Below are 25,416 nucleotides of genomic sequence, written 5' to 3' on the forward strand. Positions count from 1 at the left end.
ATGTCATTGCTGATTACCGACGAATGCATCAATTGCGACGTGTGCGAGCCCGAGTGCCCCAACGGCGCCATCACGCAAGGCGCGGAAATCTACGAGATCACCCCGCATAAATGTACCGAATGCGTGGGGCATTACGACACGCCGCAATGCGTGGAAGTCTGCCCTATCGACTGCATCATTCCCGACCCCGACGTTCGCGAGAGCAAGGCGGAGTTGATGCACAAGTACGAAATTCTTACGACGAAAAGCTAGCTGCCAGGCTGGCCAGACGGCACAAGGTGTCCTGTCGGTAAAACTGCGCCAGTTGTTCGTACACGGCGGGATATTCCTGGTGCAGCAGCTCCGGCCATTCGAAGAAGTACTCGCTCATCACGGCAAAGAACTCTTCAGGCGCCTCCGCGGCATAAGGGTCCAGCGGCGTTTCCTCGCCGTCATCCACGCGGCGGCAAAAATCCTCGTAGGCCGGCTTGAAGGCATGGCGCCAGGCTGCAGCCGTCATGGCGTCCGATAGCCGGGGGCAACCGTCCATCGCGCCGTTGCTCATGTCCAGCTTGTGGGCCATTTCATGGATGACGGCGTTGTAGCCTTCGCAACCTCCGGAAGCCGTCACATCGGCCCAGGAAAGCACCACCGGCCCGATCTGCCACGCTTCGCCGCTGCGGATTTCCCGCCGGGCGTGCACGACGCCTGCCTCGTCCATCCAGTCCTGGCGTGTGGCGAACTCGTCGGGATAGAGCACCAGCGATGTCCAGCCGTCGTACCAATCGATGCCCAGGTTCAGGATAGGCAGCACGGTTTGTGCTGCGAGGTCGTAGCGCATGGCGTGGTCGAGTTGCAGCCCTTCTACCGGCTCCAGGCTTTTTTCGTGCAGGAACAGCGTCGCCAATTGGCGCAGACGCAGGAGTTCATCCTCGGTCAGCCCATGCAATAGCGGCAGGTTGGAAACAGTCGTTTCCCAGGCAGTTTGTGGGATGAGGTGATCGCGCAGAATGCGCTTGCGGCGCCAGTGTCGAAAAAACATGGGACTATTCTGCCGCGATTTCGACGCTGGCGCGAATCCGGTAAGATAGCCAATTAATTAGCCACCAAAGGAAAATATCATGCGCATGCTGCATACCATGTTGCGTGTCGGCAATCTCGACCGCTCCATCAAGTTTTATACCGAAATCCTGGGCATGAAGGTCTTGCGCAAGCAGGATTACCCGGATGGAAAGTTCACGCTGGCATTCGTCGGCTACGGCGACGAGCGCGAGAATACGGTGCTTGAATTAACGCACAACTGGGATACCGAGAGCTACGACCTAGGTAATGCCTTCGGTCATATTGCTCTTGAAGTGGACGATGCTTATAAAGCCTGCGATGCGGTGAAAGCGGCAGGCGGCAAGGTAGTGCGGGAGGCAGGGCCGATGAAGCACGGTAATACCGTAATCGCGTTCATCGAAGATCCGGATGGCTATAAGATCGAATTCATCCAGAAAGGCACGCAATTCTAGGCGTCTTGAAAACGATTACGGCGTTTCCCCTTCCTCGCCGTGCTAACAGCACTGTCTGCGTCGGGGCGCCTTGTTCTCGTTTCCAATCCACCTAGAATTGGAGGTTCCGTTTTATTTTAGCGCCGCGAAAATCTGATCGCGGATAGCTTCCACCGAGCCGACGCCGGCGATCTTGACGTGCTTGGGTGCACCGGGTTGGCCGCTGTTTGCACACTTGGAGTAATAGTCCACCAGCGGCTTGGTCTGGCTGTGATACACCTCCAGGCGCTTCTGCACGGTTTCTTCCTTGTCGTCGTCGCGCTGGATCAGGTCTTCGCCTGTGGCGTCGTCCTTGCCTTCCACCTTGGGCGGGTTGAAGACGACGTGATAGGTACGGCCGGAAGCAGGATGCACGCGGCGTCCGCTCATGCGTTTGATGATCTCGGCATCGTCCACGTCGATTTCAACCACGTAGTCGATACTGACGCCGGCTTCCTTCATGGCGTCCGCTTGCGGAATGGTGCGGGGGAATCCGTCGAACAGGAAACCGTTGGCGCAGTCTGCTTCCTTGATACGCTCCTTCACCAGCCCGATGATGATGTCGTCGGAGACCAACCCGCCCGCGTCCATCACCTTCTTGGCGGCAACACCCAGCGGCGTACCGGCCTTCACTGCGGCGCGTAGCATGTCGCCGGTAGAGATTTGCGGAATGCCGAATTTTTCCTTGATGAGGTTGGCCTGGGTGCCTTTACCGGCGCCGGGAGCGCCGAGCAGAATCAATCGCATGTATTTCCCTCCCTACAGGGGTCGTGAGTTTTGAATGGTTAACGCGAGATGGGCCTGCGCGATCCCCGCACCCTCTCGTAGTTTTGCTTTAGCCGGATTATATCAGGCGACGTGATTCGCTATCGCCACGAACTCCGCCACGCCGAGATTTTCCGCCCGCAACTGCGGGTCGATGCCGAGCGCGGCAAAGCCGGCGTCGTCGAGGATGCCCTTGAGCGTGTTGCGCAAGGTCTTGCGACGTTGTGCGAAGGCTGCCGTGACCACCCTGGACAGCACTTTCTCGTCCTTGGCGGGGTGGGGCAGCACGTCGAACGGCACAGCGCGTACGAAGGCGGACTCCACCTTGGGCGGCGGGTCGAAGGCATCGGGCGGTACGGTGAGGAGGTACACCATCTGCAAGCGGTATTGCAGCATGACCGACAAGCGTCCGTATTCCGGCGTCGAGGGCTCGGCCACCATGCGTTCCACCACCTCTTTTTGCAGCATGAAATGCATGTCCACGATGTGATCGACGTTGTCCAGCAGATGAAACAGTATGGGCGTGGAGATGTTGTAGGGCAGGTTGCCGACGACGCGGATGCGTTCGCCCAAGCTGGCGAAATCGAATTTCAGCGCATCGATATTGTGGATGGTGATCTTGCCCGCCGGATAATGGCCGTTCATCCATTCGATGATGTCGCGGTCGAGTTCCACAGCGTGGAGATGATTGAGCGTCTTGATCAGCGGCTGCGTCAGTGCGCCCAGGCCGGGGCCGATCTCGACCATAAGGTCATCCGACATCGGGCGGATCGCCTCGACCAGCGCACGGATGATGTCAGGGTCGTTGAGGAAATTCTGCCCGAAGCGTTTTTTGGGGATGTGTTTCACAGTCTTGCTTTTTTGTTGGCGGCTAATTCGATGGCGAGGTTAATGGCGGTCAACAGGCTGCCAGGATCGGCCTTGCCGGTTCCGGCGAGGTCGAGCGCCGTGCCGTGATCGACCGAGGTACGGATAATGGGCATGCCCAAGGTCACGTTGACGCCCTCGCCGAAGCTGGCGTGCTTGAGCACCGCCAAGCCTTGGTCGTGGTACATGGCGAGAAAACAATCGGCCTGGGTCAGGTTTTTCTGCGAGAACATGGTATCGGCAGGCAGCGGCCCTGACAGGTTCATCCCTTCGCCTCGCAATTTTTCGAGGACGGGCGTGATGACTTCGATTTCCTCCCGGCCCAGGTAACCGTCTTCCCCGGCGTGCGGGTTGAGACCGGCGACGAAAATCCGCGGTTGGCTAATGCCGAAGCGTTCAACCAAATCGTGGTGCAGGATCCGGATGATGCTCTCTAGTCCCGGTCGGGTAATGGCGTCGGGGACTTGGCGCAAGGCCATGTGTATGGTGATCAACGCTACGCGCATGCCGCCGCCGACCAGCATCATCACGACTTGCGGCGTATTGGTGAGTTCGGCGAGGAATTCGGTATGACCGGTAAAGGCAATGCCGGCATCGTTGATCACGCCCTTGTGCACGGGTGCCGTGACCATGGCATCGAATTCACCAGACAGGCAACCTTCAACGGCGCGGCGCAAGGTTTGAAGCACGTAGGAGCTGTTGGCGGCATCGAGTTTGCCGGGAGCTGCAGGCGTTTGGAGCGGAACGTGCTCGATATTGAGGTTGCCCAAAGGCAAACCGATTTGTTCGGCTCGAGCTTCGATCAGAGAGTGGTCGGCGATAATGGTGAGGTCGGCATCGATAACATGCTGGGCTAGCATCACACATAAATCGGGGCCGATGCCTGCGGGTTCGCCGGCGGTAATGGCAATGCGGGGAAGGCTCATGGTTGGTTCACGGGCAGCCGTCAAGCTGCCCGGATACTCCCTTAATCCTTGTCTTCCAGGCGGTATTCGACATAAGCGCGGTCGCGCAGTTCGCGAATCCAGTCTTGATAGGCTTCGTCAGCCTTGCGCGCCTTGATTTCCTGGCGAGCTTTCAAACGAGCTGAATCCTTGCTCATATCCTGGCTGCGGCGCTCGATCACTTGGATCAAGTGCCAGCCGAAAGGCGAGCGAACAGGGTCGCTGACTTGGCCGGGTTGCAGCGCATCCATGGCTTTCTCGAATTCAGGGACGGTATCGCCAGGATTCAGCCAACCGAGGTCTCCACCCTTGCTGGCGGTGCCGTCTTCGGAGTACTGGCGCGCTAGCTCTTCGAAATTGCCGCCGTTCTCCAGCCGTTCCTTGAGGTCGGTCAAGCGTCGCTGTGCTTCTGCGTCCGACAACACTTCGCTAGGTTTGACCAGGATGTGACGTGCATGGGTCTGCTGCACGACCATGGGGCCCGAATCGCCCCGCTTGTCGTTGATCTTGAGGATGTGAAAGCCGTTGGGGCTGCGCAGGATTTGCGTGATTTCACCCGCTTTGAGCTTCTTGAGCGGGTCCTGGAACAAGTCCGGCAGCTCAGATAATTTTTTCCAGCCGAGCTTGCCGCCTTCGAGCGCGTTAGGGGCATCGGAGAAGCCTGCGGAAATCTGGGCGAAATCGGCGCCGCCTTGCAGTTTCTTGAGCACATCCTCGGCCTTGGCGCGTAGCTTTTGCAGTTCTTCAGGGGAGGCTTGTTCAGGCGTGCGGATCAGGATATGGGAGATGTCGACTTGTTCGTCTTCCGAACCGCGTGCCTGCTGGGTGGTGAGCAGGTTGTCGACTTCGGCTTCACTCACGGTGACGCGGTTATCGACCTCACGTTCGCGCAGTCGCGCCAGGATGATTTCGCGGCGAATATCCTCGCGGAATTTCTTGAACGGAATGCCCTCGTCTTCCAGGGCCTTGCGGAAATCGGCTGTGCTGAGCTTATTCTGCTCCGCGATGCGATCGATGGTTTTGTCCAGTTGAGCATCGTCCACGCGCAAGCCGGTTTGGCCCGCATAGGCCAGCTGCAAGCGGTCGACGATCATGCGCTCGAGCAGTTGCTTTTCCAGAGCCTCCTGCGGCGGCATGGGCGTACCCTGCTGTTGCAACTGCTTGGTGACAATCTTCAGGCGGTCATCCAGTTCGCTGCGAGTGATAACGTCGTTATCGACCACGGCGATAATGCGATCGATCTGGACGACTTTATCGTCGCTACTCGCTGCGAAGGACGCGGGAATAAGTGTCGGCAGCAATAAACTGCCGATCAGGATGGCGTGCAGGAATCTCATGTTATTCGACAGTATTTGAAATCTGGTCTGGGTTGGTAAAGCCAGGGATGCTGCGCTTCAACAAGTCCAGCGGATTAGAACCGATGGAACTCATGCCGGTCAGCTCGAGCTGGAAGAAAATCGAATAGTTAGCGGTAGTCGTCGCGGTGGTCAAGCGGTGAACGACGGTACGAGCCTGCCAGCAGCCGGCGTTGTATTCCAGGCCGGCCAAGGCCTCGATGGGGCCGCGTTTGTCATTGGTGGAGGCATTGTTGCGCAAAGAATAGTTGAATCGAGCCAAGCCGTACCAGTTGGTTCCCAACGGCCATTCGGTGGAAACGTCGATTTGTTCCAGGCGGTCGCGCGTGAAGCGATAGCCTAAGTTCATGATTTTACCCGGCTCAGGCTGGTAGCGGAGCCCCATGTTGGCACGTACTGTTTCACTGTTGTCCGTGTTGTATTGCCACGCCGCATCGGCATTCCAGCCATTCAGCAGCTTGGCGGAGACGGCTGTTAAGAAGTCCGAGTGCACGGTGTTGGTACTGGAGCATTCTGCAGCAGTCGGGTTGGCCGGAGAGCAGGTGGTAACGCGTGGATCGTTGAAGTAGAAACGTTCACCAATGGTAGCTGACAGACGCTGAACTCCGGTGCGTTGGTCGATCATACGGCTGGTGAGCGCCAGCGTAACTTGGTTGGCATCGTTGATCCGGTCCCCCCCAACGAACTGGTTTTCTGCAAACAGGGTAGATATGTTGAGGTCGCTTAGACCCGTATCGAAGATGGGCAGGCGATTCTGGTTCTCATAGGGAATGTAAACGTAGAACAGCCGCGGCTCCAGCGTTTGCGTATAAACATTCTTGACGACCCGCATGGTGCGGTCGAAATAAAGACCGGTATCTAGGCTGAAAGTCGGGATAGCCGTCGATTTGGAGTCATAGCTTGTGCCGGCATTGTTCAGGTTGTACCCGGTATAGCGTAGACCGACTTTTGGGGTGATGTAGCCATAGGAGGCAAGGAGTGGCAGGCTAGCAGTAGGGTAGATCGTATACCGTTCTCCGGTCACTGATATCGGCGCAGCACTATTCTTGTCGAAGCGAACGAATTCGGTTGAAAGTCGGGTGTCGATGGGCCCTAATTCCTGGAAGCCACTGAGCGCAATTTGAGGTAAGCGCTGGTAAGGGTATGAAACCTTATCCAGCGTCTGATACTGTTGCGCCATCAGAGTAAAGTGCCAGTCGTTGGTCAGCGTGTTCTTGTCGTAGTGCAGATCGACCTGTTGCGGCAGGTTGACGCGGCTAGTCAAGGCGATGCGAGTGGACATGTCGGAGAAGTAAGTGTCATCAGAAACCCGCTCGAATTGCAGATTACCCCACCAACCACCTCCAAAAGTATGGGTGTTGCGTAAATTGATAGCGTAGCGGCTTCGCCCGGTCATATCATCGTTGGGTAGGTATTCCAGACGATCTGTATTGACGATGTGAGGATTCGATCTATCCAAGTAGCGGAACTCGCCCTGTACTTGGGTTCCACGCTTGCTCATGTAGCGCGGCGTAATGGTCGCATCCATTTCCGGTGCGATATTCAGATAGTACGGTACAGCCAGTTCAAACCCGCTGCGCGTGGTGCTGCCGAATGTTGGCAGCAGAACGCCGGAGGCACGCTCGTTACTGAACGGGAAGTCGATCCAGGGCGTATACAAAATAGGCATGCCCTTGAATTGAATCCACGCGTTTGTCGCCGTCGCTGTTTCGGAATGGTGGTCGATTTCCAGTTCATTGGCATGCATGTACCAATCGTTCACCCCGGCTTCGCAAGTGGTGTAGCGCACGCTTTTGAGGCGCTCCTTGGTCGGGCCTTCGAACATAATGGTGCTGGCGTTGCCGCGTCCCTTGCGTTCGCCATCTCCGCCAATAGTGAAGGAGGGCTCAGGCATTTCGCCCTCGCGATCTTCCATTTTCATCCGAAGTTCCGGGCCTTCTGCCGTAGCATTCCCTTGTTTGACGAAGACGTTGCCGACGGCATGGATTTCGTCATTGATGGTGTTGACGAAAATGCGATCGCCCTTGATGTATTGCCCATCCTTGCTGATCTCGGCATCGCCGAAGGCACGCATTTCGCGGTCCATGTAGATTTCCAGGCGCATCGCATCGATAGTGGTCGTTCCCTTGTCCGGAGCGGTTTCGGCAGCGTGGGCGGAAGAGCCTGCGCCACAGAGAAACAACATGGCCAGTGTGGTGGAGCGGGCGATCGACATGGGCGGAAAATTGGCGGACAAGTTTGTATTTTGTGATGATAAAATCACACAGATTCTACTATAAAGCAATCTCTAAAACCGCCTTGCCTTGGCGTCATCTGGAATTAAAAGGGTTTTCCTTCCAAGCCGGGGTGCTGTGCGCCGATTACCCACGAACCTACTTTCAGGGACATTAATTTTGCAACGCCAGCAACAACTCGAGCGTTGGCTGACCAGCCTGTTTCCGGGCCAGCCGTTTTCACTCACCTCAGCATCCTCCGACGCCAGTTTCCGCCGATATTTCCGCGCTAAGTTCGACGATGGTCGTACCTTGATCGTCATGGATGCTCCGCCCCAGCACGAAGATTGCCGGCCCTTCGTCAAAGTGGCTGGTATGCTGCACGAGATCGGTCTCAATGCGCCGCAAATCCTCGCACAGGATCTCGAGCAAGGCTTTTTGCTTTTGAGCGACCTAGGTACGCAGACTTTTCTTGATGTCATCGATGAAAGCAACGCCGATGGCATGTTTCGCGATGCCACTGATGCGTTGATTCAATGGCAACTTGCCAGCAAACCTGACGTACTTCCGGCCTACGATGAAGCGCTATTGCGACGCGAGCTCAACCTGTTCCCCGAGTGGTATGTCGGCCGGCATTTGGGGATGGAACTCGACGACAAGCAAAAGCAGGTGCTCGAATCGGCGTTTGCCTTGCTTATCAAAAGCAATCTCGCGCAACCTTCAGTTTATGTTCACCGTGATTTCATGCCGCGCAATCTCATGGTCAGCACACCTTCGCCGGGCATCCTCGACTTCCAGGATGCTGTTTACGGTCCAATCAGCTACGACGTGGTGTCGCTGTTCAAGGATGCCTTTATCAGCTGGGAAGAAGAGCGTGTGCTCGATGGTGCCGTGCGCTACTGGGAAAAAGCCAAGCGTGCCGGCTTGCCGGTCAGCCAGGATTTTGGCGAGTTTTACCGCGATTTCGAATGGATGGGCATGCAGCGGCATTTCAAGGTGTTGGGAATTTTTGCGCGGATCAATTACCGTGACGGCAAGCCTAAATACCTCGCCGACACGCCGCGGTTCATGGAATACGTGCGCAAGGTCGCGCAGCGCTACAACGCCTTTGGGCTGCTGCTGAAACTGCTTGATCAACTTGAAAATCGTCAGGACGAGACCGGATACACCTTCTGATGAAAGCCATGATCCTGGCGGCGGGCCGCGGTGAACGCATGCGTCCGCTCACCGACCATACGCCCAAGCCACTGCTGAGAGTCGGCGGAAAGCCGCTCATTGTCTGGCATATCGAACATCTGGCCGCGGCGGGGTTCAGGGATCTGGTCATCAATCATGCCCATTTGGGTAAGCAGATTGAAGCGGCGCTGGGGAACGGCGCGCAATTCGGCGTGTCCATCCAGTATTCGCCTGAGCCCGAGGCATTGGAAACCGCTGGCGGCATTGCCCAGGCGTTACCGCTGCTGGGCGATGAGCCTTTCCTGGTGGTCAACGGCGACGTGTACACCGATTACGATTTCACCCGAGTAAACGGCCAACTCGGCGCGGATCAGCTGGCCTGGCTGGTGCTCGTGGACAACCCCGAGCACAATGGGCGAGGCGATTTCGCGCTGGAGGGCCGGTGTGTGAGCGAACAAGGCCCGGAAATGCACACGTTCAGCGGGATTGGGATTTATCGGCCTGAACTATTTTTCGGTGTAACCCGCGGCAGCAAAGCCAAGCTTGCCCCCTTATTGCGTGAGGCCATGCGTTCGGGCAAAGTGGGGGGCGAATATTTCGGCGGCCGCTGGGTCGATGTGGGAACCCCGCAACGTCTTGAAGAACTGGATCGCAACCTGAATGAAGCATGAAGCCTACCGCGCCCGGCGCGCTCGTTTGATCGAATCCTTGGGCGACGGCGTCGCCGTCCTGCCGACCGCGCCCGAAAAAATTCGCAATCGCGACGCGCATTATCCTTACCGTTACGACAGCTACTTCTGGTATCTCACCGGCTTCCCCGAGCCCGAAGCCGTGCTGGTGCTGGTCGGCGGTCTGCAGCCACGCAGCATCCTGTTCTGCCGCGACAAGAACGAAGAACGCGAAATCTGGGACGGCTATCGATACGGCCCCGAAGGTGCACGATCGGAATTCGGCTTCGACGAGGCATATCCCATTGAGCAACTGGAAGAAAAACTGCCTCAACTCCTCGCCGACAAGAGCGCGCTCTGGTATTCACTGGGCCACGACGAGGTCTGGGATAACCGCATGACGCGTGCCCTCAATGCCGTTCGCGCCCAGAGTCGTGCAGGCAAACGGGCCCCTACGGAAATTCGGGATTTGCGCGCGCGGCTCGATGTCATGCGACTCATCAAGGACGGCGCAGAAATCGACGCCATGAAGCGCGCCGCAGCGATTTCTTCCGCAGGCCATGCTCAGGCCATGCGCGCCTGTCGTCCGGGAATGGCGGAATACGAACTGGAAGCCGAGCTGACCTACGAATTCCGCCGTCGCGGCGGCGATGCCCATGCCTACACGCCGATTGTGGCGGGCGGTGCCAATGCCTGCGTGCTGCATTACGTCAGCAACGACAAATTGCTCAACGACAACACCCTGGTGCTGATCGACGCCGGCTGCGAGGTCGAGGGCTATGCCGCCGACATTACCCGTACTTTCCCGGTCGGCGGCCGGTTTACGCCGGCACAGCGCGATGTCTACGAAATCGTGCTGGCCGCACAAGCGGCCGCGATCGAAGCGACCAAGCCGGGCAACCATTTCATGGATCCGCACGACGCTGCGCTCAAGGTGCTGGCGCAAGGGATGATCGATCTCAAGCTGTTGCAAGGTTCGGTTGAAGGCGTGCTGGAATCGGGCGATTACCGGCGCTTTTACATGCACCGCACCGGCCACTGGCTGGGCCTTGACGTGCACGACGCCGGCGAATACAAGGAAGGCGATGCCTGGACAACGCTGGTGCCAGGCATGGCGCTCACGGTGGAGCCGGGGATGTATATCCGTCCGGGCGAAGGCGTTCCACACGAATTGGTCGGCATCGGCATCCGTATCGAGGATGATGTGCTGGTTACGGCGGACGGGTGCGATGTGTACACCACAGCGCCTAAGACCGTGGCAGAGATCGAGGAGGTCATGCGGCATGAGTGAAACGGCGGATGTGCTGGTCGTCGGCGGTGGCCCAGTCGGAGGAACGCTGGCATTGGGATTGGCCGGGAGTGGCCTTCGCGTACAGGTGCTCGAAGCCCGATCACAGCCGGAAACGGGAGCTGACCCCCGCGCCATTGCCTTGTCCGAGGGGAGTCGTATCATCCTGCAGCGTCTAGGTGTTTGGGAAAACCTTGCTCCTCATGCTACAGCTATCCGCACCATCCATATCACGCAAAAAAAGCGCTTCGGCCGCACCGTACTTCGCAGTGAGGAAATGGGCCGCACGGAGCTCGGCTACGTAGTCGGTTTTGCCGAGTTGGCGGCATCTATCGATGCTCGCTTACAAGCTGTAGGCATCGAGGTCATGCGCGGCGCGCAAGCAAACAGCTTGCAACCGGGTAACGATGGCTGCCGTGTTGGGTATGAAAAAAATGGAAGTGAGCACACCGTTGAGGCCTCTCTAGCTGTCGTTGCCGATGGCGGGCGCAGCCTGGATTCGGTTCCTGGCTTGTCGCGCAATATCCGCGAGTACGGCCAAAGTGCCGTGGTCGCCATGGTGCAGGCAGAGCAAGCGCACGGTGGGGTAGCCTATGAACGTTTTACGTCCAACGGCCCGGTGGCCTTGTTGCCTTGGGGGGTGCGCGGTTTTGCTTTGGTATGGACGGTAGCACCGGAGGCAGCCGAGCGACTCGTGGCACTCAATGAAACCGATTTTCTGCAGGAACTGCATGCCCATTTCGGCGACCGCGTCGGACATTTCACCTCAGTCTCGGGTCGGGCAGCTTATCCGCTGAAGCTGGCCCGCATGCAGCCCAATACTGCACCACATCTCGCTGTTATCGGCAATGCCGCGCAAACCCTGCATCCGGTTGCGGGGCAGGGGTTCAATCTAGGGCTGCGGGACGCCTGGGAACTGGCGAACGTCATTCGTTCCTACTCGCCGCAAGAACTCGGCGGAGACAAAATGTTGGCCGAATACGTTGCCACGCGCCGTCCCGATACCGAAGGTGGCATGTTCTTTACCGATTTTCTGGTACGCACTTTTTCAAACGATTGGCCCGCCCTGGGCCACGTCCGCGGTGCGGCATTGGCGGCGTTGGATTTATGCAATCCCGCACGCCAATTCGTGGTGCGCAAAATGAGCCTGGGAGCGAAGGGATGAGCGGCGAAGCAAAAAATTACGATGTGATCGTCGTAGGCGGTGGTTTGGCCGGCAGTGCGCTGGCCTTGTCTTTGGGGCAAGGCGGATTGCAAGTGGCGCTGGTGGAACGTACCCAGCCTCAGCCTTTGCCGCAGGACGAAAGCTGGGACCCGCGTATTTACGCTATTACCCCGGGCAACGTTGATTTTCTGAGGCGCCTGGGCGTGTGGGAAACCATGGATACGGACCGTATCGCCCCCATCCATGCCATGGCAGTGTGGGGCGACAATGGGGACGCCAAGCTAGGTTTCGACCCGTACGATATCGGCGTGCCGGAGCTCGGTTTCATCGTCGAAAGCCGCTTGATGCAGGATGCCATGCATCGCGCCTTGCAAGAACAATCCACCGTGGAACTGGTTTGTCCCGCGCAATGTGCCGCGCTGACCCTGACTGACTCTGCCGCTATGCTTGATCTTGATGATGGGCGCACATTGAAAGCGGCGCTGGCTGTGGGTGCTGACGGCAGCGGTTCATGGATGCGCCAGCAAGCGGGTATTCAGGTCAATACTATGCCTTACGGCCAACTCGGCGTGGTGGCCAATTTCAAGACAGAAAAACCGCATGGCAATGTGGCCCGGCAATGGTTCCTAGAAGACGGTATCCTGGCCTGGCTGCCCTTGCCGGGCGACCGTATTTCCATCGTCTGGTCTGCGTTCGAGACGCGGGCCCAAGCTTTGCTGCAGCTCGACCAGCTCGCATTTTGCGAAACGGTTGCAGCAGCTGGGCACCATGCATTGGGCACGTTGCAACTGATTACGCCGCCGGCTGCTTTCCCACTGCGTTTGCAGCGCAATGAAGCCATGATCGGCCAGCGACTGGCCTTGGTAGGCGATGCTGCGCACTTGGTGCATCCGCTATCTGGCCAGGGGGCCAACCTGGGGTTCCGAGACGTGCAGGCCTTGGCGGAAGTACTGTTGCAACATGGGCGGCGCGATCTTGGCGATGCTCTGTTGTTACGTCGCTTCGAGCGCTCACGCCAGGCCGATATTCTGGCGATGCAGGCTGTCACTACAGGCTTGCAGCGCTTGTTCAATAACGATAGTCCGTCCCTGTCCTGGCTGCGTAATACCGGCTTGGGCCTGGTCGATAAAATTACTCCACTCAAGCGCCAACTCATGGCGCACGCCATTGCTTAAAAGGAAATTCATGCTTAAAAAAATCATTGCCGCGGCAGCCCTCATGAGCGTGACGGCGGCAACTTTCGCCGACGAAGCTTCCATTCGTAAGGCCATTCAAACAGCGTATCCCAAGGTCAAGGTGGATAGCGTTGCCAAGACGCCGTATCCCGGTTTGTACGAGGTTTTTCTAGAGGGGCAGATCGTCTATACCGACGAGAACTTTTCTTTCTTCATCGCGGAAGGTCGCTTGATCGACACCAAGACCAAGAAAGACCTCACCTCCAGCCGCATGGAGGATCTCACGCGTGTCGATTTCAAGTCGTTGCCTTTGGACCAGGCCATCAAGGTGGTGCGCGGCAATGGTAGCCGCAAGGTGGTGGTGTTCTCCGATCCTGATTGCCCGTACTGCAAGAAGCTTGAAGTGCAGGAGCTGGCGCCGCTCACCGATGTGACCATCTACACGTTCCTTTATCCGTTGGAGGGCTTGCACCCGGATGCCGGCAACAAGGCCAAGGCCATCTGGTGTTCGGCCGACCGCACCAAGGCGTGGAACGATTGGATGTTCAAGGGGCAGATCGATAAATCGAATACCAGCTGCGATACGCCGCTGGAAAAAAATGCAGAACTGGGTCGCAAGCTGGGCGTGAGCAGTACGCCTACGCTGATTTTTGCAGACGGTCGGCGCATGCTTGGGGCCTATCCAAGCAAGGACATTGAGAAGGCCTTGAACGGCGGCAAGTAAAACTGCTGGGAGCGCAAAAGAAAAGGCGGCAAGCTGGTGTTCAGCTTGCCGCCTTTGTTTTTACGGCTGTCGCTGGTCTGGGCTTAAACCACTTGACCCATCTTGAAGATCGGCAGGTACATGGCGATAACCAAGCCCCCGATCAGCGTACCCAGTACGACCATGATCATCGGTTCCATGAGGCTGGAGAGCGCTTCCACTGCGTCATCCACTTCCTGTTCGTAGAAGTCCGCAACCTTGCTTAGCATGGAGTCCAGCGCACCGGATTCTTCGCCGATGGCAACCATTTGCAGCACCATGTTGGGGAAGACTTCGGTGTTTTGCATGGCAACAGTCAGGCTGGTACCGGTGCTGACTTCGCTCTGGATGCGCTTGGTGGCGTCGAAATACACGCGATTGCCCGCTGCGCCGGCCACGGAATCAAGAGAATCGACCAGCGGTACGCCGGCGGCGAACATTGTGGACAAGGTGCGGGCGAAGCGGGCGATGGTGGCAATGCGGATGACATGGCCGAACACCGGCAGCTTGAGCAGCAGTCGGTCCATGACGTCCTGCATCTTTTCCGAGCGCTTCCATGTGTAGAAGAAGAACCAGATGCCGCCGCCGATGGTGCCGAAAATCGCCCACCAGTATCTGACGAAAAAGTCGGAAATCGCCATGACAATCAAGGTGGGCGCAGGCAGGTCGGCACCGAAGCTGGAGAACAACTCCTTGAAAGCCGGGATCACGAAAATCATGATGATGGCGGTGATAACGAAGGCCACCACGATGATGGAGATCGGATAGAACAGCGCGGACTTGATCTTGCCGATGATGGCCTGGGTCTTTTCCATGTAGGTAGCCAGGCGATCCAGCAGGGAATCGAGAATACCGGCCTGTTCGCCGGCGTTGACCAGGTTGCAGTACAGGTTGTCGAAGTAAAGCGGGTACTTGCGGAACGACTGGCTCAGGCTGCTACCGGTTTCCACGTCGGCCTTAATGTCTGCGAGCAGCTTGGAAACAGCCGGGTTGCTGTGACCCTTGCCCACGATGTCGAAGGCTTGCAGCAACGGAACGCCGGCCTTCATCATGGTGGCGAGTTGGCGCGTAAACAGGGTGACGTCCTTGGCCGTGACCTTGCCGCCGGCTTTGCTAAAAGCGCTTTGCTTCTTGATCTTGGTAACAGTGATGCCCTGGCGGCGTAGCGAGGCGTTGACGAAGCCCTGGCCGCTGGCCTTCATTTCACCCTTGAGTTTCTTGCCTTTCTTGTCCGTTCCTTCCCAGACGAAGACGGCTTCTTTAGCAGCACTTTGACCCATGTATTCCCCCGGTGCCGGCCGGTTAAACGGCAGCGTTATTCATTGGTACAGCTTTCGACCTCGGCTAAGGAGGTCAATCCCTGTTTGACTTTTAATAAACCGGACTGGCGCAAGTCGCGAATACCTTCGCGTTGCGCCTGGTCGGCGATGTCGTGAGCTGTCCCGTTCTTCATGATGATACGGCTCATTTCATCGCTGATCGGCATTACTTGGTAAATCCCCACGCGGCCCTTGTAGCCGCCATTGCACAATTCGCAACCGCCTTCCTTGGGGCCGTACGGGTGCCACGTTCCATCCAGTTCTTCTTCCTTGAAGCCGGCTTGCAGCAAGGCTTCCTTGGGCAGGTCGAGCGGTTCTTTGCAGTTTTTGCACAGGCGGCGCGCCAGACGCTGGGCTGTGATCAGACTTACGGCTGAAGCGATGTTGAACGGGGCAACCCCCATGTTCACGAGACGAGTGAGCGTGGAAGGCGCATCGTTGGTATGCAGCGTCGATAGCACCATGTGGCCGGTCGATGCAGCCTTGATCGCCATGTCGGCGGTTTCTAAGTCGCGGATTTCGCCGATCATGATGATATCCGGATCCTGACGCAGGAAGGATTTCAATGCGGCAGCGAAGGTGAGGCCTTGTTTTTCGTTGACGTTGACCTGGTTGATGCCCGGCAGCGGAATTTCTGCCGGGTCTTCGGCAGTAGAAATGTTGACGCCTGGATTGTTCAGGATGTTGAGGCAGGTGTAGAGCGATACCGTCTTGCCCGATCCGGTCGGGCCGGTGACCAGCACCAGGCCGTAGGGGCGGCTGACGGCGTGTAGCAGCGCTTCTTTCTGATCCGGCTCGTAGCCTAGTGCTTCAATGCCTAAAGTGGCACTGGTCGGGTCGAGAATACGCATCACGATTTTTTCGCCGTTGACGCAAGGCAGTGTGCTCACCCGGAAATCGATGGTGCGGTTCTTCGAGAGCACCAGTTTCATGCGGCCGTCTTGCGGCACGCGTTTCTCAGCGATATCTAGGCTGGAAATCACCTTGATGCGCGAGGCGATCTTTTCTTTGATTGCGAGCGGCGGCTGGGCGATTTCACGCAGTACGCCGTCCACGCGATAGCGAACGCGGTAAAACTTTTCGTAAGGCTCGAAGTGCAAGTCGGATGCGCCCATGTTGATCGCATCCAACAGCATCTTCTGAATGTATTTGACTACCGGCGCATCGTCGATCTCGGCTGTATTAGCTTCAGGTTCGGCCTCGGTTTCGGATTTGATATCGAGGTCGATATCGTCGCCTAGATCCAGCGATTTGAGGCTGGAGTCGCGCTGTTCGACGACTTTCTCCAGCAGCTTGGTCAGTTTGTCGTCCTCGACCACCACCGGCGACAATGCCATTCCGGTCTGGAATTTAAGATCATCCAACGCGTGCAGGTTGGTTGGATCGGAGAGACCTACAAACAGCGTATTCCCGCGCTGCTGCAATGCCAGCACCCGTGAAGCCTGCAACAGCTTCACATCGACACTGGTCGGAATGAAGTCTGGATTAATGCTGTTGAGGTCGAAAAGTGGAAAGCCGAAAGCCGCTGCTGCCGTCTCGGCAATCTGCAAGGCACTCAGTTTCTTGCTAGAAATCACTTGGGCCACAAACGGCAGGCTCTGGGCGTTGGCCTGCTTCTGGATGGCTTCTGCCTCTTCTTCTGGGAGAAGTTTTTCTTGAACCAGGATGCGAGCGAGGCCTCCTAGTTTGATCGGTGAGCTATTCGCGGCCATGCGAGAGGTGATTTAGGCGATCAAGGTCTTGATTTTTGGTGCCTTGAATAATGCACGCCGGTCCAGCATTTGTCAAAGGACTGGCGGCTTTGCAGGCGCTTCTGGATGGGCCGGCTGCCCACGCGGATGGGCAGCCGGAAACCTCATTACATATTGGCGACGATCTCTTCGCCGAACTGCGAGCACGATACCTGGGTCGCGCCCTCCATTTGGCTGGAGAAGTCGTAAGTAACGCGCTTGGATTCGATGGCTTTGCCCACGCCCTTGAGCACCAGGTCGGCAGCTTCGGTCCACCCCATGTGACGTAGCATCATCTCGGCGGAGAGGATGAGCGAGGAGGGATTGGCGATATCCTTGCCGGCGATCTTAGGTGCAGTGCCGTGCGTGGCTTCGAACATGGCGATGGTGTCGGACAAGTTGGCGCCGGGGGCAATGCCGATGCCGCCTACCTGCGCGGCCAATGCATCGGACACATAGTCGCCGTTGAGGTTGAGTGTCGCCACCACGTCGTGGTCTTCCGGGTGCAGCAGGATTTCCTGCAAGAAGGCGTCGGCGATGCAATCCTTGATGATCAGGCCGTTTTCCAGCTTGCACCATGGGCCGCCATCGATCTCCACCGCGCCGAACTCTTCCTTGGCCAGATCGTAGCCCCAGCTCTTGAAGCCGCCTTCGGTGAACTTCATGATGTTGCCTTTGTGGACAATGGTCAGTGACTTGCGGCCATTGTCGATGGCGTATTGGATGGCCTTGCGGATCAGTCGTTTGCTGCCGTCCACGGAGACAGGCTTGATGCCGATGGCGGAAGATTCCGGGAAGCGGATTTTCTTGCGAACGCCCATGTCGGAGAGGAAATCCACCACCTTCTTGACTTCCGCCGTACCTGCCGCCCATTCGATACCGGCGTAGATGTCCTCGGTGTTCTCGCGGAAGATCACCATGTCGGTCTTTTCCGGATGCTTGACCGGGCTGGGCACGCCGTTGAAATACTGCACCGGACGCAAGCAAACGTAGAGGTCGAGCTCCTGGCGCAGGGTGACGTTGAGCGAGCGGATACCGCCACCGACCGGCGTGGTCAGGGGGCCCTTGATGGAGATTACGTAATCTTTAACCGCCTGCATGGTTTCTTCCGGCAGCCAGATGTTTTCGCCGTAGACGCCAAGCGACTTCTCACCTGCGTAGACTTCCATCCAGGAGATGGAGCGCTTGCCGCCGTAAGCTTTTTCGACTGCCGCATCCACCACGCGCTTCATCGGTGGCGTAATATCCACACCGATGCCGTCGCCCTCGATAAATGGGATAATCGGGCAATCCGGCACGTTGAGCGTGTTATCGGCGTTGACCGTGATTTTTTGCCCATTCGCGGGCACGCTGATTTTTTGCGACATTATTTCAAAAACTCCTGGATGCTAATCCTGTTCAATAAACCCTACGGGGTCATCTGCCAATTCAGTAAGCACGAAACGCACCCGACGCTCAAGGATTACATTACGATTCCTGGGGTCTATGCGGCGGGACGGCTTGATACCGACAGCGAGGGATTGCTTATTTTAACCGATGACGGCGCCTTGCAACATCGGCTTTCCGATCCCAAGCACAAGCAGCCTAAAACCTATTGGGTGCAGGTCGAAGGCGCGCCTTCGGATGATGACTTGGCCCCATTACGAAAAGGTGTCGATCTGGGCGATTTTGTAACCCAGCCTGCCAAGGTACGTGTTATCGACGAACCGTCTGGATTGTGGGAACGCGTGCCCCCGATCCGCGAACGCAAGGCCATCCCTACTACTTGGCTCGAAGTCATTATTTCAGAAGGCAAGAACCGTCAGGTGCGTCGGATGACCGCCATTATCGGCTTTCCCACGCTCCGCCTGATCCGTGGCGCTATCGGCGAGCATAAGCTCGACGGCTTGCAACCGGGGGAGTGGCGCCAGATTGGCACGCCCATTGCTCCCAAACTTCAGCCAAAATCTCATTACGGCAAGTCTTCCCAACCACAACGCAAGCGCATCCATCGACCATGAAACCCATCGCCATTTTTCGTCATGCACGCACCGAAGGTCCCGGCCATCTCGCCACTTTTCTCGATCAACGCAATATTCCCTGGCAGTTGATCTGCATCGACGAGGGCGATGCGTTGCCTGATTCTGTCGAAGCGTTCAGCGGCCTGGTGTTCATGGGCGGCCCCATGAGCGTGAACGATGATCTGCCCTGGATTCCCCCTGTACTCGCGCTGATTCGGAGCGCAGTTGCAGCGGATATCCCCGTCCTGGGGCATTGCCTGGGCGGCCAACTCATGTCCAAAGCCTTGGGCGGCAGTGTCGGGCGCAATCCGGTCAAGGAAATCGGCTGGGGTGTGCTGAAAGCGGCTGATAATGCCGAAGCGCGCCGTTGGTTCGGCGATATGCAGGCTTTTACCGGTTTCCATTGGCACGGCGAGACGTTCACGATTCCCGAGCGCGCAACCCGCATTCTTGCCAGCGATTATTGCGACAACCAGGCGTTCTCGCTCGGCAAACACCTGGGTTTTCAATGCCATATCGAAATGACGGAGCCTATGATCCGCGAATGGTGCGACATTGGCATCGATGAAATCCAGTCCTCGGCCGCGAGTCCAGGTGTGCAAAAGCCAGAGACCGTGTTCGAGCAAATGCCGGCTCACCTGCCAAAATTGAATAGCGTGGCGGCACGTGTTTATGAGGAATGGATTCAAGGACTTAAATCCTGATTAGGCCTTATTGAAAATAAGGTCTGGTTTGGTTGGTATGGTTGGGCAACAGCTTGTATTTCCTCGTAAATCTTTATTTAAAGGAGGGAGTGGAAGATGTCGAACCAGCATACCTATGGGCCGGAGCCTGTACCCCATGAGGCCTGGTATTTCATTTTTGTGCTGATCGGGGTTTTGGGCGGGCTTATTACCGCCTGGATAGTCAGCATGCTTTGAGGTGATTCCTCAGATACAAGGCCAAGCCTTTCGGTTTGGCCTTTTTGTTTTTTTACGAACACCTGGGGTGGGGCTGATTTTGGAGTTGGCGTTTGATAATTCTGCGGATTATCACGCGTTTTATGGCCTGAAAAGACGGATGCTGTCTGTTAAAATGCCGTCATGTTTACCGGAATCGTTCAGGCCTTGGGCCGCATAGAAAAAGTCGAGCCGCATGGCGGTGATGTTCGTCTCACGATCGCGTGCGGCGGACTGGATATGGCAGACGTCATGCAAGGCGATAGCATCGCCGTCAATGGGGTATGCCTTACCGCGGTGGAATACGATGCAAACTCTTTCCAGGTGCATGTGTCGGCAGAAACGCTGCGCTGTGCCACCGGGTTAAGCGCCCCTGGCGAGGTCAACCTGGAAAAAGCCTTACGTCTGGCAGACCGGCTAGGCGGGCATCTCGTCAGCGGACACGTGGACGGCATCGGCGAGGTGACGCGCTTCGACGACGTGGGTGATTGCAAATTGCTGGCGATCCGTGCACCGCATGCCTTGTCGCGCTATGTGTCTACCAAGGGCTCGATCACGATCAACGGCGTCAGTCTTACCGTCAATACGGTCGAACGCGACGAATTCACCATTAACCTCATCCCGCACACGCTGGAAGTCACTACCCTTAAGCATCTCAAGCCTGGCAGTCCAGTGAATCTCGAAGTCGATCTCATTGCCCGCTACGTCGATCGCATGCAGCAGTGGGAGCAGGAAAGCGCATGACCGCCATTAGCCCGATCCGTGAGATCGTCGAGGATATCCGTGCCGGAAAGATGGTGGTGCTGGTGGACGAGGAAGACCGCGAAAACGAAGGCGACCTCGTATTCGCCGCTCAATTCGTTACCCCCGAACACATCAATTTCATGGCCACCCACGGCCGCGGCCTGATTTGCCTGACGTTGACCGAGGCACGCTGCCGCCAGCTCAACCTCACGCCCATGGTGCAGCGCAACGGCACCAAGATGGGGACCAATTTCACGGCTTCCATCGAGGCTGCGGTCGGCGTCACCACGGGGATTTCCGCCGGCGACCGTGCCAAGACTATTGAAGTCGCCGTCGCCAAGAACGCCAAGGCGAGCGATATCGTCAGCCCTGGTCATGTGTTTCCATTGATCGCCCAGAGCGGCGGCGTGCTGGTGCGCGCCGGACATACCGAAGCCGGTTGCGATCTCGCCCAAATGGCCGGGCTGGAGCCGGCCGCGGTGATCTGCGAGATCCTCAAGGATGATGGCACCATGGCGCGCCTGCCCGACCTGCTGGTGTTCGCCGAAAAGCACGGCCTCAAGATCGGCACGATTGCCGACCTCATCCATTACCGTAGCCAGACCGAGCATCTGGTGGAACGCGCCGCCGAACGCATGGTCAATACACCGTATGGCGAATTCAAACTGATCGCCTATAGCGATAAGACCGCCAACGAGACACACCTCGCGCTGATCAAAGGGGAACCCAAGCCGGATGAGGAAACCTTGGTTCGCGTTCACGAACCTTTGTCAGTTTTCGATTTGCTGGACCACGACAGCCAAACCCACGCCTGGAGCGTGCCGCGGGCAATGGAGGCCATCAACGAAGCCGGCTGCGGCGTGATCGTCCTGCTGCGTCGCAACGAAGACGGTCAGCAGTTGATCGACCGCATCCGTTTTGCCAACGAGCCCGTGCGTTTCAAGCAGGATTTACGTGACTACGGCATCGGCTCGCAGATTCTGCTGGACGTCGGCGTTAAGAAAATGCGCCTCCTCGCCGTACCGCGCAAAATGCCGAGCATGACGGGCTTTGGGTTGGAAGTTTGTGGGTATCTGGAAAAGTGAGATAATCGCCCCATGGAAAACGTCAACCTCACCGGACATTTCCTGATTGCCATGCCCGCCATGGTCGATCCCAATTTTGCCAAATCCGTCACCTACGTCTGCGAGCACAACGAAAACGGCGCGCTCGGCATCGTCATCAACCGCCCCATCGACATGAAGCTCGACGACCTGTTCGAGCAGATCAGCATCGAGCTGCAAAACAAGGAACTGGGCGGCAATCCTGTGCACTTCGGCGGCCCGGTGCAAGTCGATCGCGGTTTCGTGCTGCACCAGCCCGTGGGCGATTGGCAATCCACCATCGCCGTGACCGGCGAAACGGCGCTTACCACCTCCAAGGATGTACTAGAAGCCGCGGCGCGCGGCGAAGGTCCGGAAAAAATGCTGGTGAGCCTGGGCTACACCGGCTGGTCGCCCGGCCAGCTGGAACAAGAGATTTCCCAAAACGCCTGGCTGACCGTGCAGGCGAGCGAAGGTATCATTTTCGACCTGCCGGCCGAAGAAAAGCTAGTCGCAGCCATGGGGCTGCTGGGGGTGGATTTCGCAACGCTGTCGGAATTTGCGGGACATGCATAGGTTGCCCGGGGCCTCTTTGTGAACGGCGCCGTCTTGGCCTTTGATTTCGGCGAAAAACGCATCGGCGTCGCAGTCGGCGATCTGGAAATCGGCATCGCGCATCCTTTGCAAACCATTGCCGGCGAAGGCAACGATCTCAAGTTTGCCGCCATCGCCGAACTCATTTCCGAATGGAAACCCGCTCGCTTGGTCGTCGGCCTGCCCATGCATCTCGACGGTACCGAGCACGAGTTGACCCGGCTATCGCGTAAATTTGCGCGTCGCCTGGAAGGGCGTTTCAGCCTGCCTACTGCCATGATCGACGAGCGCCTGAGTTCGGCCGAGGCCAGTCAAACCCTCAACGAACTCGGTATCCGTGGCCGCAACCAGAAAGCGATGCTGGACCAAGTGGCAGCGCAACGCATTCTTCAATCCTATTTCGATATGCAACCTCATGAACTTGCCTGACGCGGAACAGCTGATCCTGTCCCTGGCCGACCAGGTGCGCCCCCTTCTGGACGAGGGCGCGGCGCTGGTCGGTATCCATAGCGGCGGCGCCTGGCTGGCGCAGCGCATCCAGAAGCTCTACGGCAAGAACGTCGATCTCGGCACGCTGGACATTTCCTTTTATCGCGACGATTTCAGCCGCATCGGCCTGCATCCGCAGATCAAGCCGTCGGATATCCCCTTCGACGTCGAAGAGCGTCCCATCGTGCTGGTGGACGACGTGCTGTTTACCGGCCGTACGGTGCGGGCGGCAATGAACGAACTATTCGACTACGGCCGTCCCGGGAAGGTCACCCTGGCCGCGCTGGTGGATCGCGGCGGGCGCGAGTTGCCTATCGAGGCGCAAATCGTCGGCGCGCATATCCCGTTGCAACCCCAACAAAATCTCCACCTGCTGCGCGACGAGCACGGCACCCTTAGCTTGAAACTCCATGAGGCCGCATGAACAATCCGCAGCTCACTAAAAACGGCGAATTAAAACACCTGCTCTCCATCGAAGGGCTACCGAAAGCCATCCTCAACCAGATCCTCGATACCGCCGAATCCTTTGTTGGCGTGGCCGAGCGCGAGGTCAAGAAAGTCCCGCTGTTACGCGGCAAGACGGTGTGCAACATCTTCTTCGAGAACAGCACGCGCACCCGGACCACCTTCGAGATCGCGGCCAAGCGGCTCTCGGCCGACGTGATCAACCTCAACGTCAATACGTCCTCGCAATCCAAGGGCGAGACCATCCTCGACACCGTAGATAACCTCATCGCCATGCATGCGGACATGTTCGTCATCCGTCATGCGCAATCCGGGGCGGCGCACTTCATTGCCCGCCATGTGGCGCCGCATATCCGCGTCATCAACGCCGGCGACGGCCGCCATGCCCACCCTACGCAAGGCTTGCTGGACGTGTTCACCATCCGCCGCTACAAGCCGGACATGCACAACCTGCGCATCGCAATCGTCGGCGACGTGCTGCATTCACGCGTGGCCCGTTCGGAAATTCACGCTCTGACCACGCTGGGCGTGCCTGAAGTGCGCGTGATCGCCCCCAAGACGCTGCTGCCTCACGACGTGGAGCGTCTGGGCGTGCAGGTCTACCACGACATGAACGCCGGTTTGAAAGATGTGGACGTGGTGATGATGCTGCGCTTGCAGAACGAGCGCATGAACGGCGCCTTGTTGCCGTCGGCGCAGGAATACTTCAAGTGCTACGGCCTGACGCAGGAAAAACTCGCGCTCGCCAAGCCCGACGCCATCGTCATGCACCCCGGCCCCATGAACCGCGGCGTGGAAATCGATTCTGCCGTGGCCGACGGTGCGCAATCCGTGATCCTGCCGCAAGTGACCTACGGGATTGCGGTTCGCATGGCCGTGATGAGCATCCTCGCCGGGAATACAGAAGAATGAAGATCCTGATCAAGAACGGTCGATTGATCGACCACAAGAACAATATCGATGCGGTGCGCGATGTCTACGTTGCTGCCGGCAAGGTGGTGGCGGTGGGCGATGCGCCGGCCGATTTTCACCCCAACGCCACTATCGATGCCACCAACTTGGTCGTAGCCCCAGGCTTGGTCGACGTTTCGGCCCGCCTGCGCGAACCCGGCTTCGAGTACAAGGCCACGTTGAAAAGCGAACTGCGGGCCGCGGTCGCCGGCGGCGTGACCAGCCTGGCATGCCCGCCCGATACCGATCCCGTCCTGGATGAGCCCGGTCTGGTGGAAATGCTTAAGCATCGTGCCAAGCTGCTCAACCTGGCTCACGTTTATCCCGTCGGAGCATTGACGCGCAAGCTGGAAGGCAAGGAGCTCACCGAGATGAGCGAATTGGCCGAAGCCGGCTGCGTCGGCTTCTCCCACGTGACGGCCCGCCTGACCGATACTCTGGTACTACGCCGCGCCATGCAATACGCCAGCACCTTTGGATTCACGGTCTGGCTGCATCCTGAAGACGCTTACCTGGCCAAGAACGGCGTGGCGCACGACGGCGAAGTGGCGGCGCGACTAGGTTTGGCAGGGATTCCGTCGAGCGCCGAAACCATCGCGTTGGCGACCATACTCACATTGGCAGAAGAGACCGGCGCCCGCGTCCATATCTGCCGCATTTCCACCCGCGAAGGCGTTGAAATGCTGCGCCAGGCCAAGCAACGCGGCCTCGCGGTGAGTGCCGATGCTGCGGCAAACCATGTGCACCTGACCGAGCACGACATCGGCTATTTCGATGCGCAGTGCCACCTCAAGCCGCCGCTGCGCAGCCAGCGCGACCGCGACGCACTGCGTCAAGGCTTGGCCGACCATACCCTGGATGTGATTTGCTCCGACCACACGCCGGTAGACGATGACGCCAAGTTGGCGCCCTTCGGCGAGACCGAGGCCGGCGCGACCGGTCTGGAACTGTTGCTGCCGCTTACCCTCAAGTGGGCTCAGGAAACCGCCACGCCGCTCGCCGCAGCGTTGGCGCGCATCACCAGCGAACCAGCACGGCTACTAGGCATTAATGCAGGACACTTGTCGGTGGGAGCCACGGCCGATATCTGTGTGTTTGACCCGGAGCAGTTCTGGAAAATCGAGCGCAACGCGTTGCATAGTCAAGGCAAGAACACGCCTTTCCTCGGAATGGAACTCGCCGGAAAAGTCCGTTGGACCTTGGTGGCGGGGCAGGTGGTCCATCAAAGTTAGGAG

The 25,416-nt window shown here is 57.9% G+C and carries 26 protein-coding genes; 17 read left to right on the top strand and 9 right to left on the bottom strand.

What is annotated here, in order from left to right; genetic code table 11:
- Positions 1-252 (top strand): YfhL family 4Fe-4S dicluster ferredoxin, encoded by a 252-nt coding sequence (locus tag NMK_RS15865; protein ID WP_109016739.1) that lies wholly within the window; start codon positions 1-3, stop codon positions 250-252.
- Here the strand turns inward: NMK_RS15865 and NMK_RS15870 are convergent.
- Positions 236-1,021, bottom strand: coding sequence for a M90 family metallopeptidase (locus NMK_RS15870; protein ID WP_109016740.1), 786 nt, complete (start codon positions 1,019-1,021; stop codon positions 236-238). The genes NMK_RS15865 and NMK_RS15870 overlap by 17 nt on opposite strands.
- A 79-nt stretch (positions 1,022-1,100) precedes the next feature.
- On the opposite strand from NMK_RS15870, the gene gloA reads away from it, so the two are divergent.
- Complete coding sequence (gene gloA / locus NMK_RS15875) at positions 1,101-1,493, top strand: lactoylglutathione lyase (RefSeq protein ID WP_109016741.1); 393 nt, start codon at positions 1,101-1,103, stop codon at positions 1,491-1,493.
- A 111-nt stretch (positions 1,494-1,604) separates the two neighbouring features.
- Here the strand turns inward: gloA and adk are convergent, their stop codons facing one another.
- From adk to NMK_RS15900, 5 genes are all read right to left on the bottom strand, one after another.
- Entirely contained in the window at positions 1,605-2,258 is a 654-nt protein-coding gene (adk, locus tag NMK_RS15880) for an adenylate kinase (protein ID WP_109016742.1), read from the bottom strand.
- Between the two features lie 102 nt (positions 2,259-2,360).
- Positions 2,361-3,125 (bottom strand): 16S rRNA (adenine(1518)-N(6)/adenine(1519)-N(6))-dimethyltransferase RsmA, encoded by a 765-nt coding sequence (gene rsmA / locus NMK_RS15885; RefSeq protein WP_109016743.1) that lies wholly within the window; start codon positions 3,123-3,125, stop codon positions 2,361-2,363.
- A complete protein-coding gene (gene pdxA, locus NMK_RS15890; RefSeq protein ID WP_109016744.1) occupies positions 3,122-4,069 on the bottom strand; it encodes a 4-hydroxythreonine-4-phosphate dehydrogenase PdxA in 948 nt (315 codons plus the stop codon). The genes rsmA and pdxA overlap by 4 nt, the downstream gene beginning before the upstream one ends.
- 41 nt (positions 4,070-4,110) lie before the next feature.
- Positions 4,111-5,424, bottom strand: coding sequence for a peptidylprolyl isomerase (locus NMK_RS15895; protein ID WP_109016745.1), 1,314 nt, complete (start codon positions 5,422-5,424; stop codon positions 4,111-4,113).
- Position 5,425: 1 nt separating this feature from the next.
- Positions 5,426-7,678, bottom strand: a complete 2,253-nt coding sequence (locus NMK_RS15900) for an LPS-assembly protein LptD (RefSeq protein WP_227871535.1) — start codon at positions 7,676-7,678, stop codon at positions 5,426-5,428.
- 157 nt (positions 7,679-7,835) lie between these two features.
- Between NMK_RS15900 and NMK_RS15905 the strand changes: the two genes are divergently transcribed.
- Genes NMK_RS15905 through NMK_RS15930 form a run of 6 tightly spaced genes read left to right on the top strand, consistent with a single transcriptional unit; the run spans position 7,836 to position 13,851 of the window.
- The gene (locus tag NMK_RS15905) at positions 7,836-8,831 is read left to right on the top strand and encodes an aminoglycoside phosphotransferase family protein (protein ID WP_109016746.1); all 996 of its coding nucleotides are present in this window, start codon (positions 7,836-7,838) and stop codon (positions 8,829-8,831) included.
- On the top strand, positions 8,831-9,502 hold the full coding sequence (gene murU / locus NMK_RS15910; protein WP_109016747.1) for an N-acetylmuramate alpha-1-phosphate uridylyltransferase MurU: 672 nt from the start codon (positions 8,831-8,833) through the stop codon (positions 9,500-9,502). Before NMK_RS15905 ends, murU begins: the two co-directional genes overlap by 1 nt.
- Positions 9,492-10,790, top strand: coding sequence for an aminopeptidase P N-terminal domain-containing protein (locus NMK_RS15915; RefSeq protein WP_109016748.1), 1,299 nt, complete (start codon positions 9,492-9,494; stop codon positions 10,788-10,790). The genes murU and NMK_RS15915 overlap by 11 nt, the downstream gene beginning before the upstream one ends.
- The gene (locus NMK_RS15920) at positions 10,783-11,952 is read left to right on the top strand and encodes an FAD-dependent monooxygenase (RefSeq protein WP_109016749.1); all 1,170 of its coding nucleotides are present in this window, start codon (positions 10,783-10,785) and stop codon (positions 11,950-11,952) included. The genes NMK_RS15915 and NMK_RS15920 overlap by 8 nt, the downstream gene beginning before the upstream one ends.
- The gene (locus tag NMK_RS15925; RefSeq protein WP_109016750.1) at positions 11,949-13,127 is read left to right on the top strand and encodes a UbiH/UbiF family hydroxylase; all 1,179 of its coding nucleotides are present in this window, start codon (positions 11,949-11,951) and stop codon (positions 13,125-13,127) included. The genes NMK_RS15920 and NMK_RS15925 overlap by 4 nt, the downstream gene beginning before the upstream one ends.
- Positions 13,128-13,137: 10 nt before the next feature.
- The gene (locus tag NMK_RS15930) at positions 13,138-13,851 is read left to right on the top strand and encodes a DsbC family protein (protein WP_109016751.1); all 714 of its coding nucleotides are present in this window, start codon (positions 13,138-13,140) and stop codon (positions 13,849-13,851) included.
- A gap of 83 nt (positions 13,852-13,934) precedes the next feature.
- Here the strand turns inward: NMK_RS15930 and NMK_RS15935 are convergent, their stop codons facing one another.
- From NMK_RS15935 to icd, 3 genes are all read right to left on the bottom strand, one after another.
- The gene (locus NMK_RS15935) at positions 13,935-15,149 is read right to left on the bottom strand and encodes a type II secretion system F family protein (protein WP_109016752.1); all 1,215 of its coding nucleotides are present in this window, start codon (positions 15,147-15,149) and stop codon (positions 13,935-13,937) included.
- Positions 15,150-15,184: 35 nt separating this feature from the next.
- Positions 15,185-16,900: a type IV-A pilus assembly ATPase PilB gene (gene pilB, locus NMK_RS15940; protein ID WP_109016753.1), complete on the bottom strand. Its 1,716-nt coding sequence runs from the start codon at positions 16,898-16,900 to the stop codon at positions 15,185-15,187.
- Positions 16,901-17,046: 146 nt separating this feature from the next.
- Positions 17,047-18,285 (bottom strand): NADP-dependent isocitrate dehydrogenase, encoded by a 1,239-nt coding sequence (icd, locus tag NMK_RS15945; protein WP_109016754.1) that lies wholly within the window; start codon positions 18,283-18,285, stop codon positions 17,047-17,049.
- Between the two features lie 18 nt (positions 18,286-18,303).
- Between icd and NMK_RS15950 the strand changes: the two genes are divergently transcribed.
- The 9 genes from NMK_RS15950 (at position 18,304) to NMK_RS15990 (ending at position 25,413) form a co-directional block, all read left to right on the top strand.
- A complete protein-coding gene (locus NMK_RS15950) occupies positions 18,304-18,918 on the top strand; it encodes a pseudouridine synthase (RefSeq protein WP_109016755.1) in 615 nt (204 codons plus the stop codon).
- Positions 18,915-19,622 carry a type 1 glutamine amidotransferase gene (locus tag NMK_RS15955; protein WP_109016756.1) on the top strand — a complete coding sequence of 236 codons (708 nt, stop codon included), beginning with the start codon at positions 18,915-18,917 and terminating at the stop codon, positions 19,620-19,622. Before NMK_RS15950 ends, NMK_RS15955 begins: the two co-directional genes overlap by 4 nt.
- A gap of 378 nt (positions 19,623-20,000) precedes the next feature.
- Positions 20,001-20,600 (top strand): riboflavin synthase, encoded by a 600-nt coding sequence (locus NMK_RS15960; RefSeq protein ID WP_109016757.1) that lies wholly within the window; start codon positions 20,001-20,003, stop codon positions 20,598-20,600.
- Complete coding sequence (gene ribBA, locus NMK_RS15965; protein ID WP_109016758.1) at positions 20,597-21,685, top strand: bifunctional 3,4-dihydroxy-2-butanone-4-phosphate synthase/GTP cyclohydrolase II; 1,089 nt, start codon at positions 20,597-20,599, stop codon at positions 21,683-21,685. The genes NMK_RS15960 and ribBA overlap by 4 nt, the downstream gene beginning before the upstream one ends.
- 12 nt (positions 21,686-21,697) lie before the next feature.
- Positions 21,698-22,258 (top strand): YqgE/AlgH family protein, encoded by a 561-nt coding sequence (locus NMK_RS15970; protein WP_109016759.1) that lies wholly within the window; start codon positions 21,698-21,700, stop codon positions 22,256-22,258.
- Positions 22,259-22,276: 18 nt separating this feature from the next.
- Complete coding sequence (gene ruvX, locus NMK_RS15975) at positions 22,277-22,705, top strand: Holliday junction resolvase RuvX (RefSeq protein WP_109016760.1); 429 nt, start codon at positions 22,277-22,279, stop codon at positions 22,703-22,705.
- Positions 22,692-23,189, top strand: coding sequence for a bifunctional pyr operon transcriptional regulator/uracil phosphoribosyltransferase PyrR (gene pyrR, locus NMK_RS15980; protein ID WP_109016761.1), 498 nt, complete (start codon positions 22,692-22,694; stop codon positions 23,187-23,189). Before ruvX ends, pyrR begins: the two co-directional genes overlap by 14 nt.
- A complete protein-coding gene (locus NMK_RS15985; RefSeq protein ID WP_109016762.1) occupies positions 23,186-24,142 on the top strand; it encodes an aspartate carbamoyltransferase catalytic subunit in 957 nt (318 codons plus the stop codon). The genes pyrR and NMK_RS15985 overlap by 4 nt, the downstream gene beginning before the upstream one ends.
- Entirely contained in the window at positions 24,139-25,413 is a 1,275-nt protein-coding gene (locus NMK_RS15990) for a dihydroorotase (protein ID WP_109016763.1), read from the top strand. The genes NMK_RS15985 and NMK_RS15990 overlap by 4 nt, the downstream gene beginning before the upstream one ends.
- Positions 25,414-25,416: the final 3 nt, after the last annotated feature.

Source organism: Novimethylophilus kurashikiensis (assembly GCF_003112435.1).
Taxonomy (GTDB): Bacteria; Pseudomonadota; Gammaproteobacteria; order Burkholderiales; family Methylophilaceae; genus Novimethylophilus; species Novimethylophilus kurashikiensis.

Bases quoted from the DNA above. Each gene is read 5' to 3' on its own strand.
- pilB (WP_109016753.1), bottom strand. From the start codon at position 16,900: ATGGCCGCGAATAGCTCACCGATCAAACTAGGAGGCCTCGCTCGCATC.
- ribBA (WP_109016758.1), top strand. From the start codon at position 20,597: ATGACCGCCATTAGCCCGATCCGTGAGATCGTCGAGGATATCCGTGCC.
- NMK_RS15870 (WP_109016740.1), bottom strand. From the start codon at position 1,021: ATGTTTTTTCGACACTGGCGCCGCAAGCGCATTCTGCGCGATCACCTC.
- adk (WP_109016742.1), bottom strand. From the start codon at position 2,258: ATGCGATTGATTCTGCTCGGCGCTCCCGGCGCCGGTAAAGGCACCCAG.
- NMK_RS15960 (WP_109016757.1), top strand. From the start codon at position 20,001: ATGTTTACCGGAATCGTTCAGGCCTTGGGCCGCATAGAAAAAGTCGAG.
- NMK_RS15985 (WP_109016762.1), top strand. From the start codon at position 23,186: ATGAACAATCCGCAGCTCACTAAAAACGGCGAATTAAAACACCTGCTC.
- NMK_RS15990 (WP_109016763.1), top strand. From the start codon at position 24,139: ATGAAGATCCTGATCAAGAACGGTCGATTGATCGACCACAAGAACAAT.
- NMK_RS15955 (WP_109016756.1), top strand. From the start codon at position 18,915: ATGAAACCCATCGCCATTTTTCGTCATGCACGCACCGAAGGTCCCGGC.
- NMK_RS15920 (WP_109016749.1), top strand. From the start codon at position 10,783: ATGAGTGAAACGGCGGATGTGCTGGTCGTCGGCGGTGGCCCAGTCGGA.
- icd (WP_109016754.1), bottom strand. From the start codon at position 18,285: ATGTCGCAAAAAATCAGCGTGCCCGCGAATGGGCAAAAAATCACGGTC.
- NMK_RS15930 (WP_109016751.1), top strand. From the start codon at position 13,138: ATGCTTAAAAAAATCATTGCCGCGGCAGCCCTCATGAGCGTGACGGCG.
- pyrR (WP_109016761.1), top strand. From the start codon at position 22,692: ATGAACTTGCCTGACGCGGAACAGCTGATCCTGTCCCTGGCCGACCAG.
- NMK_RS15970 (WP_109016759.1), top strand. From the start codon at position 21,698: ATGGAAAACGTCAACCTCACCGGACATTTCCTGATTGCCATGCCCGCC.
- pdxA (WP_109016744.1), bottom strand. From the start codon at position 4,069: ATGAGCCTTCCCCGCATTGCCATTACCGCCGGCGAACCCGCAGGCATC.
- NMK_RS15865 (WP_109016739.1), top strand. From the start codon at position 1: ATGTCATTGCTGATTACCGACGAATGCATCAATTGCGACGTGTGCGAG.
- NMK_RS15915 (WP_109016748.1), top strand. From the start codon at position 9,492: ATGAAGCATGAAGCCTACCGCGCCCGGCGCGCTCGTTTGATCGAATCC.
- NMK_RS15950 (WP_109016755.1), top strand. From the start codon at position 18,304: ATGCTAATCCTGTTCAATAAACCCTACGGGGTCATCTGCCAATTCAGT.
- NMK_RS15935 (WP_109016752.1), bottom strand. From the start codon at position 15,149: ATGGGTCAAAGTGCTGCTAAAGAAGCCGTCTTCGTCTGGGAAGGAACG.
- murU (WP_109016747.1), top strand. From the start codon at position 8,831: ATGAAAGCCATGATCCTGGCGGCGGGCCGCGGTGAACGCATGCGTCCG.
- gloA (WP_109016741.1), top strand. From the start codon at position 1,101: ATGCGCATGCTGCATACCATGTTGCGTGTCGGCAATCTCGACCGCTCC.
- NMK_RS15925 (WP_109016750.1), top strand. From the start codon at position 11,949: ATGAGCGGCGAAGCAAAAAATTACGATGTGATCGTCGTAGGCGGTGGT.
- NMK_RS15895 (WP_109016745.1), bottom strand. From the start codon at position 5,424: ATGAGATTCCTGCACGCCATCCTGATCGGCAGTTTATTGCTGCCGACA.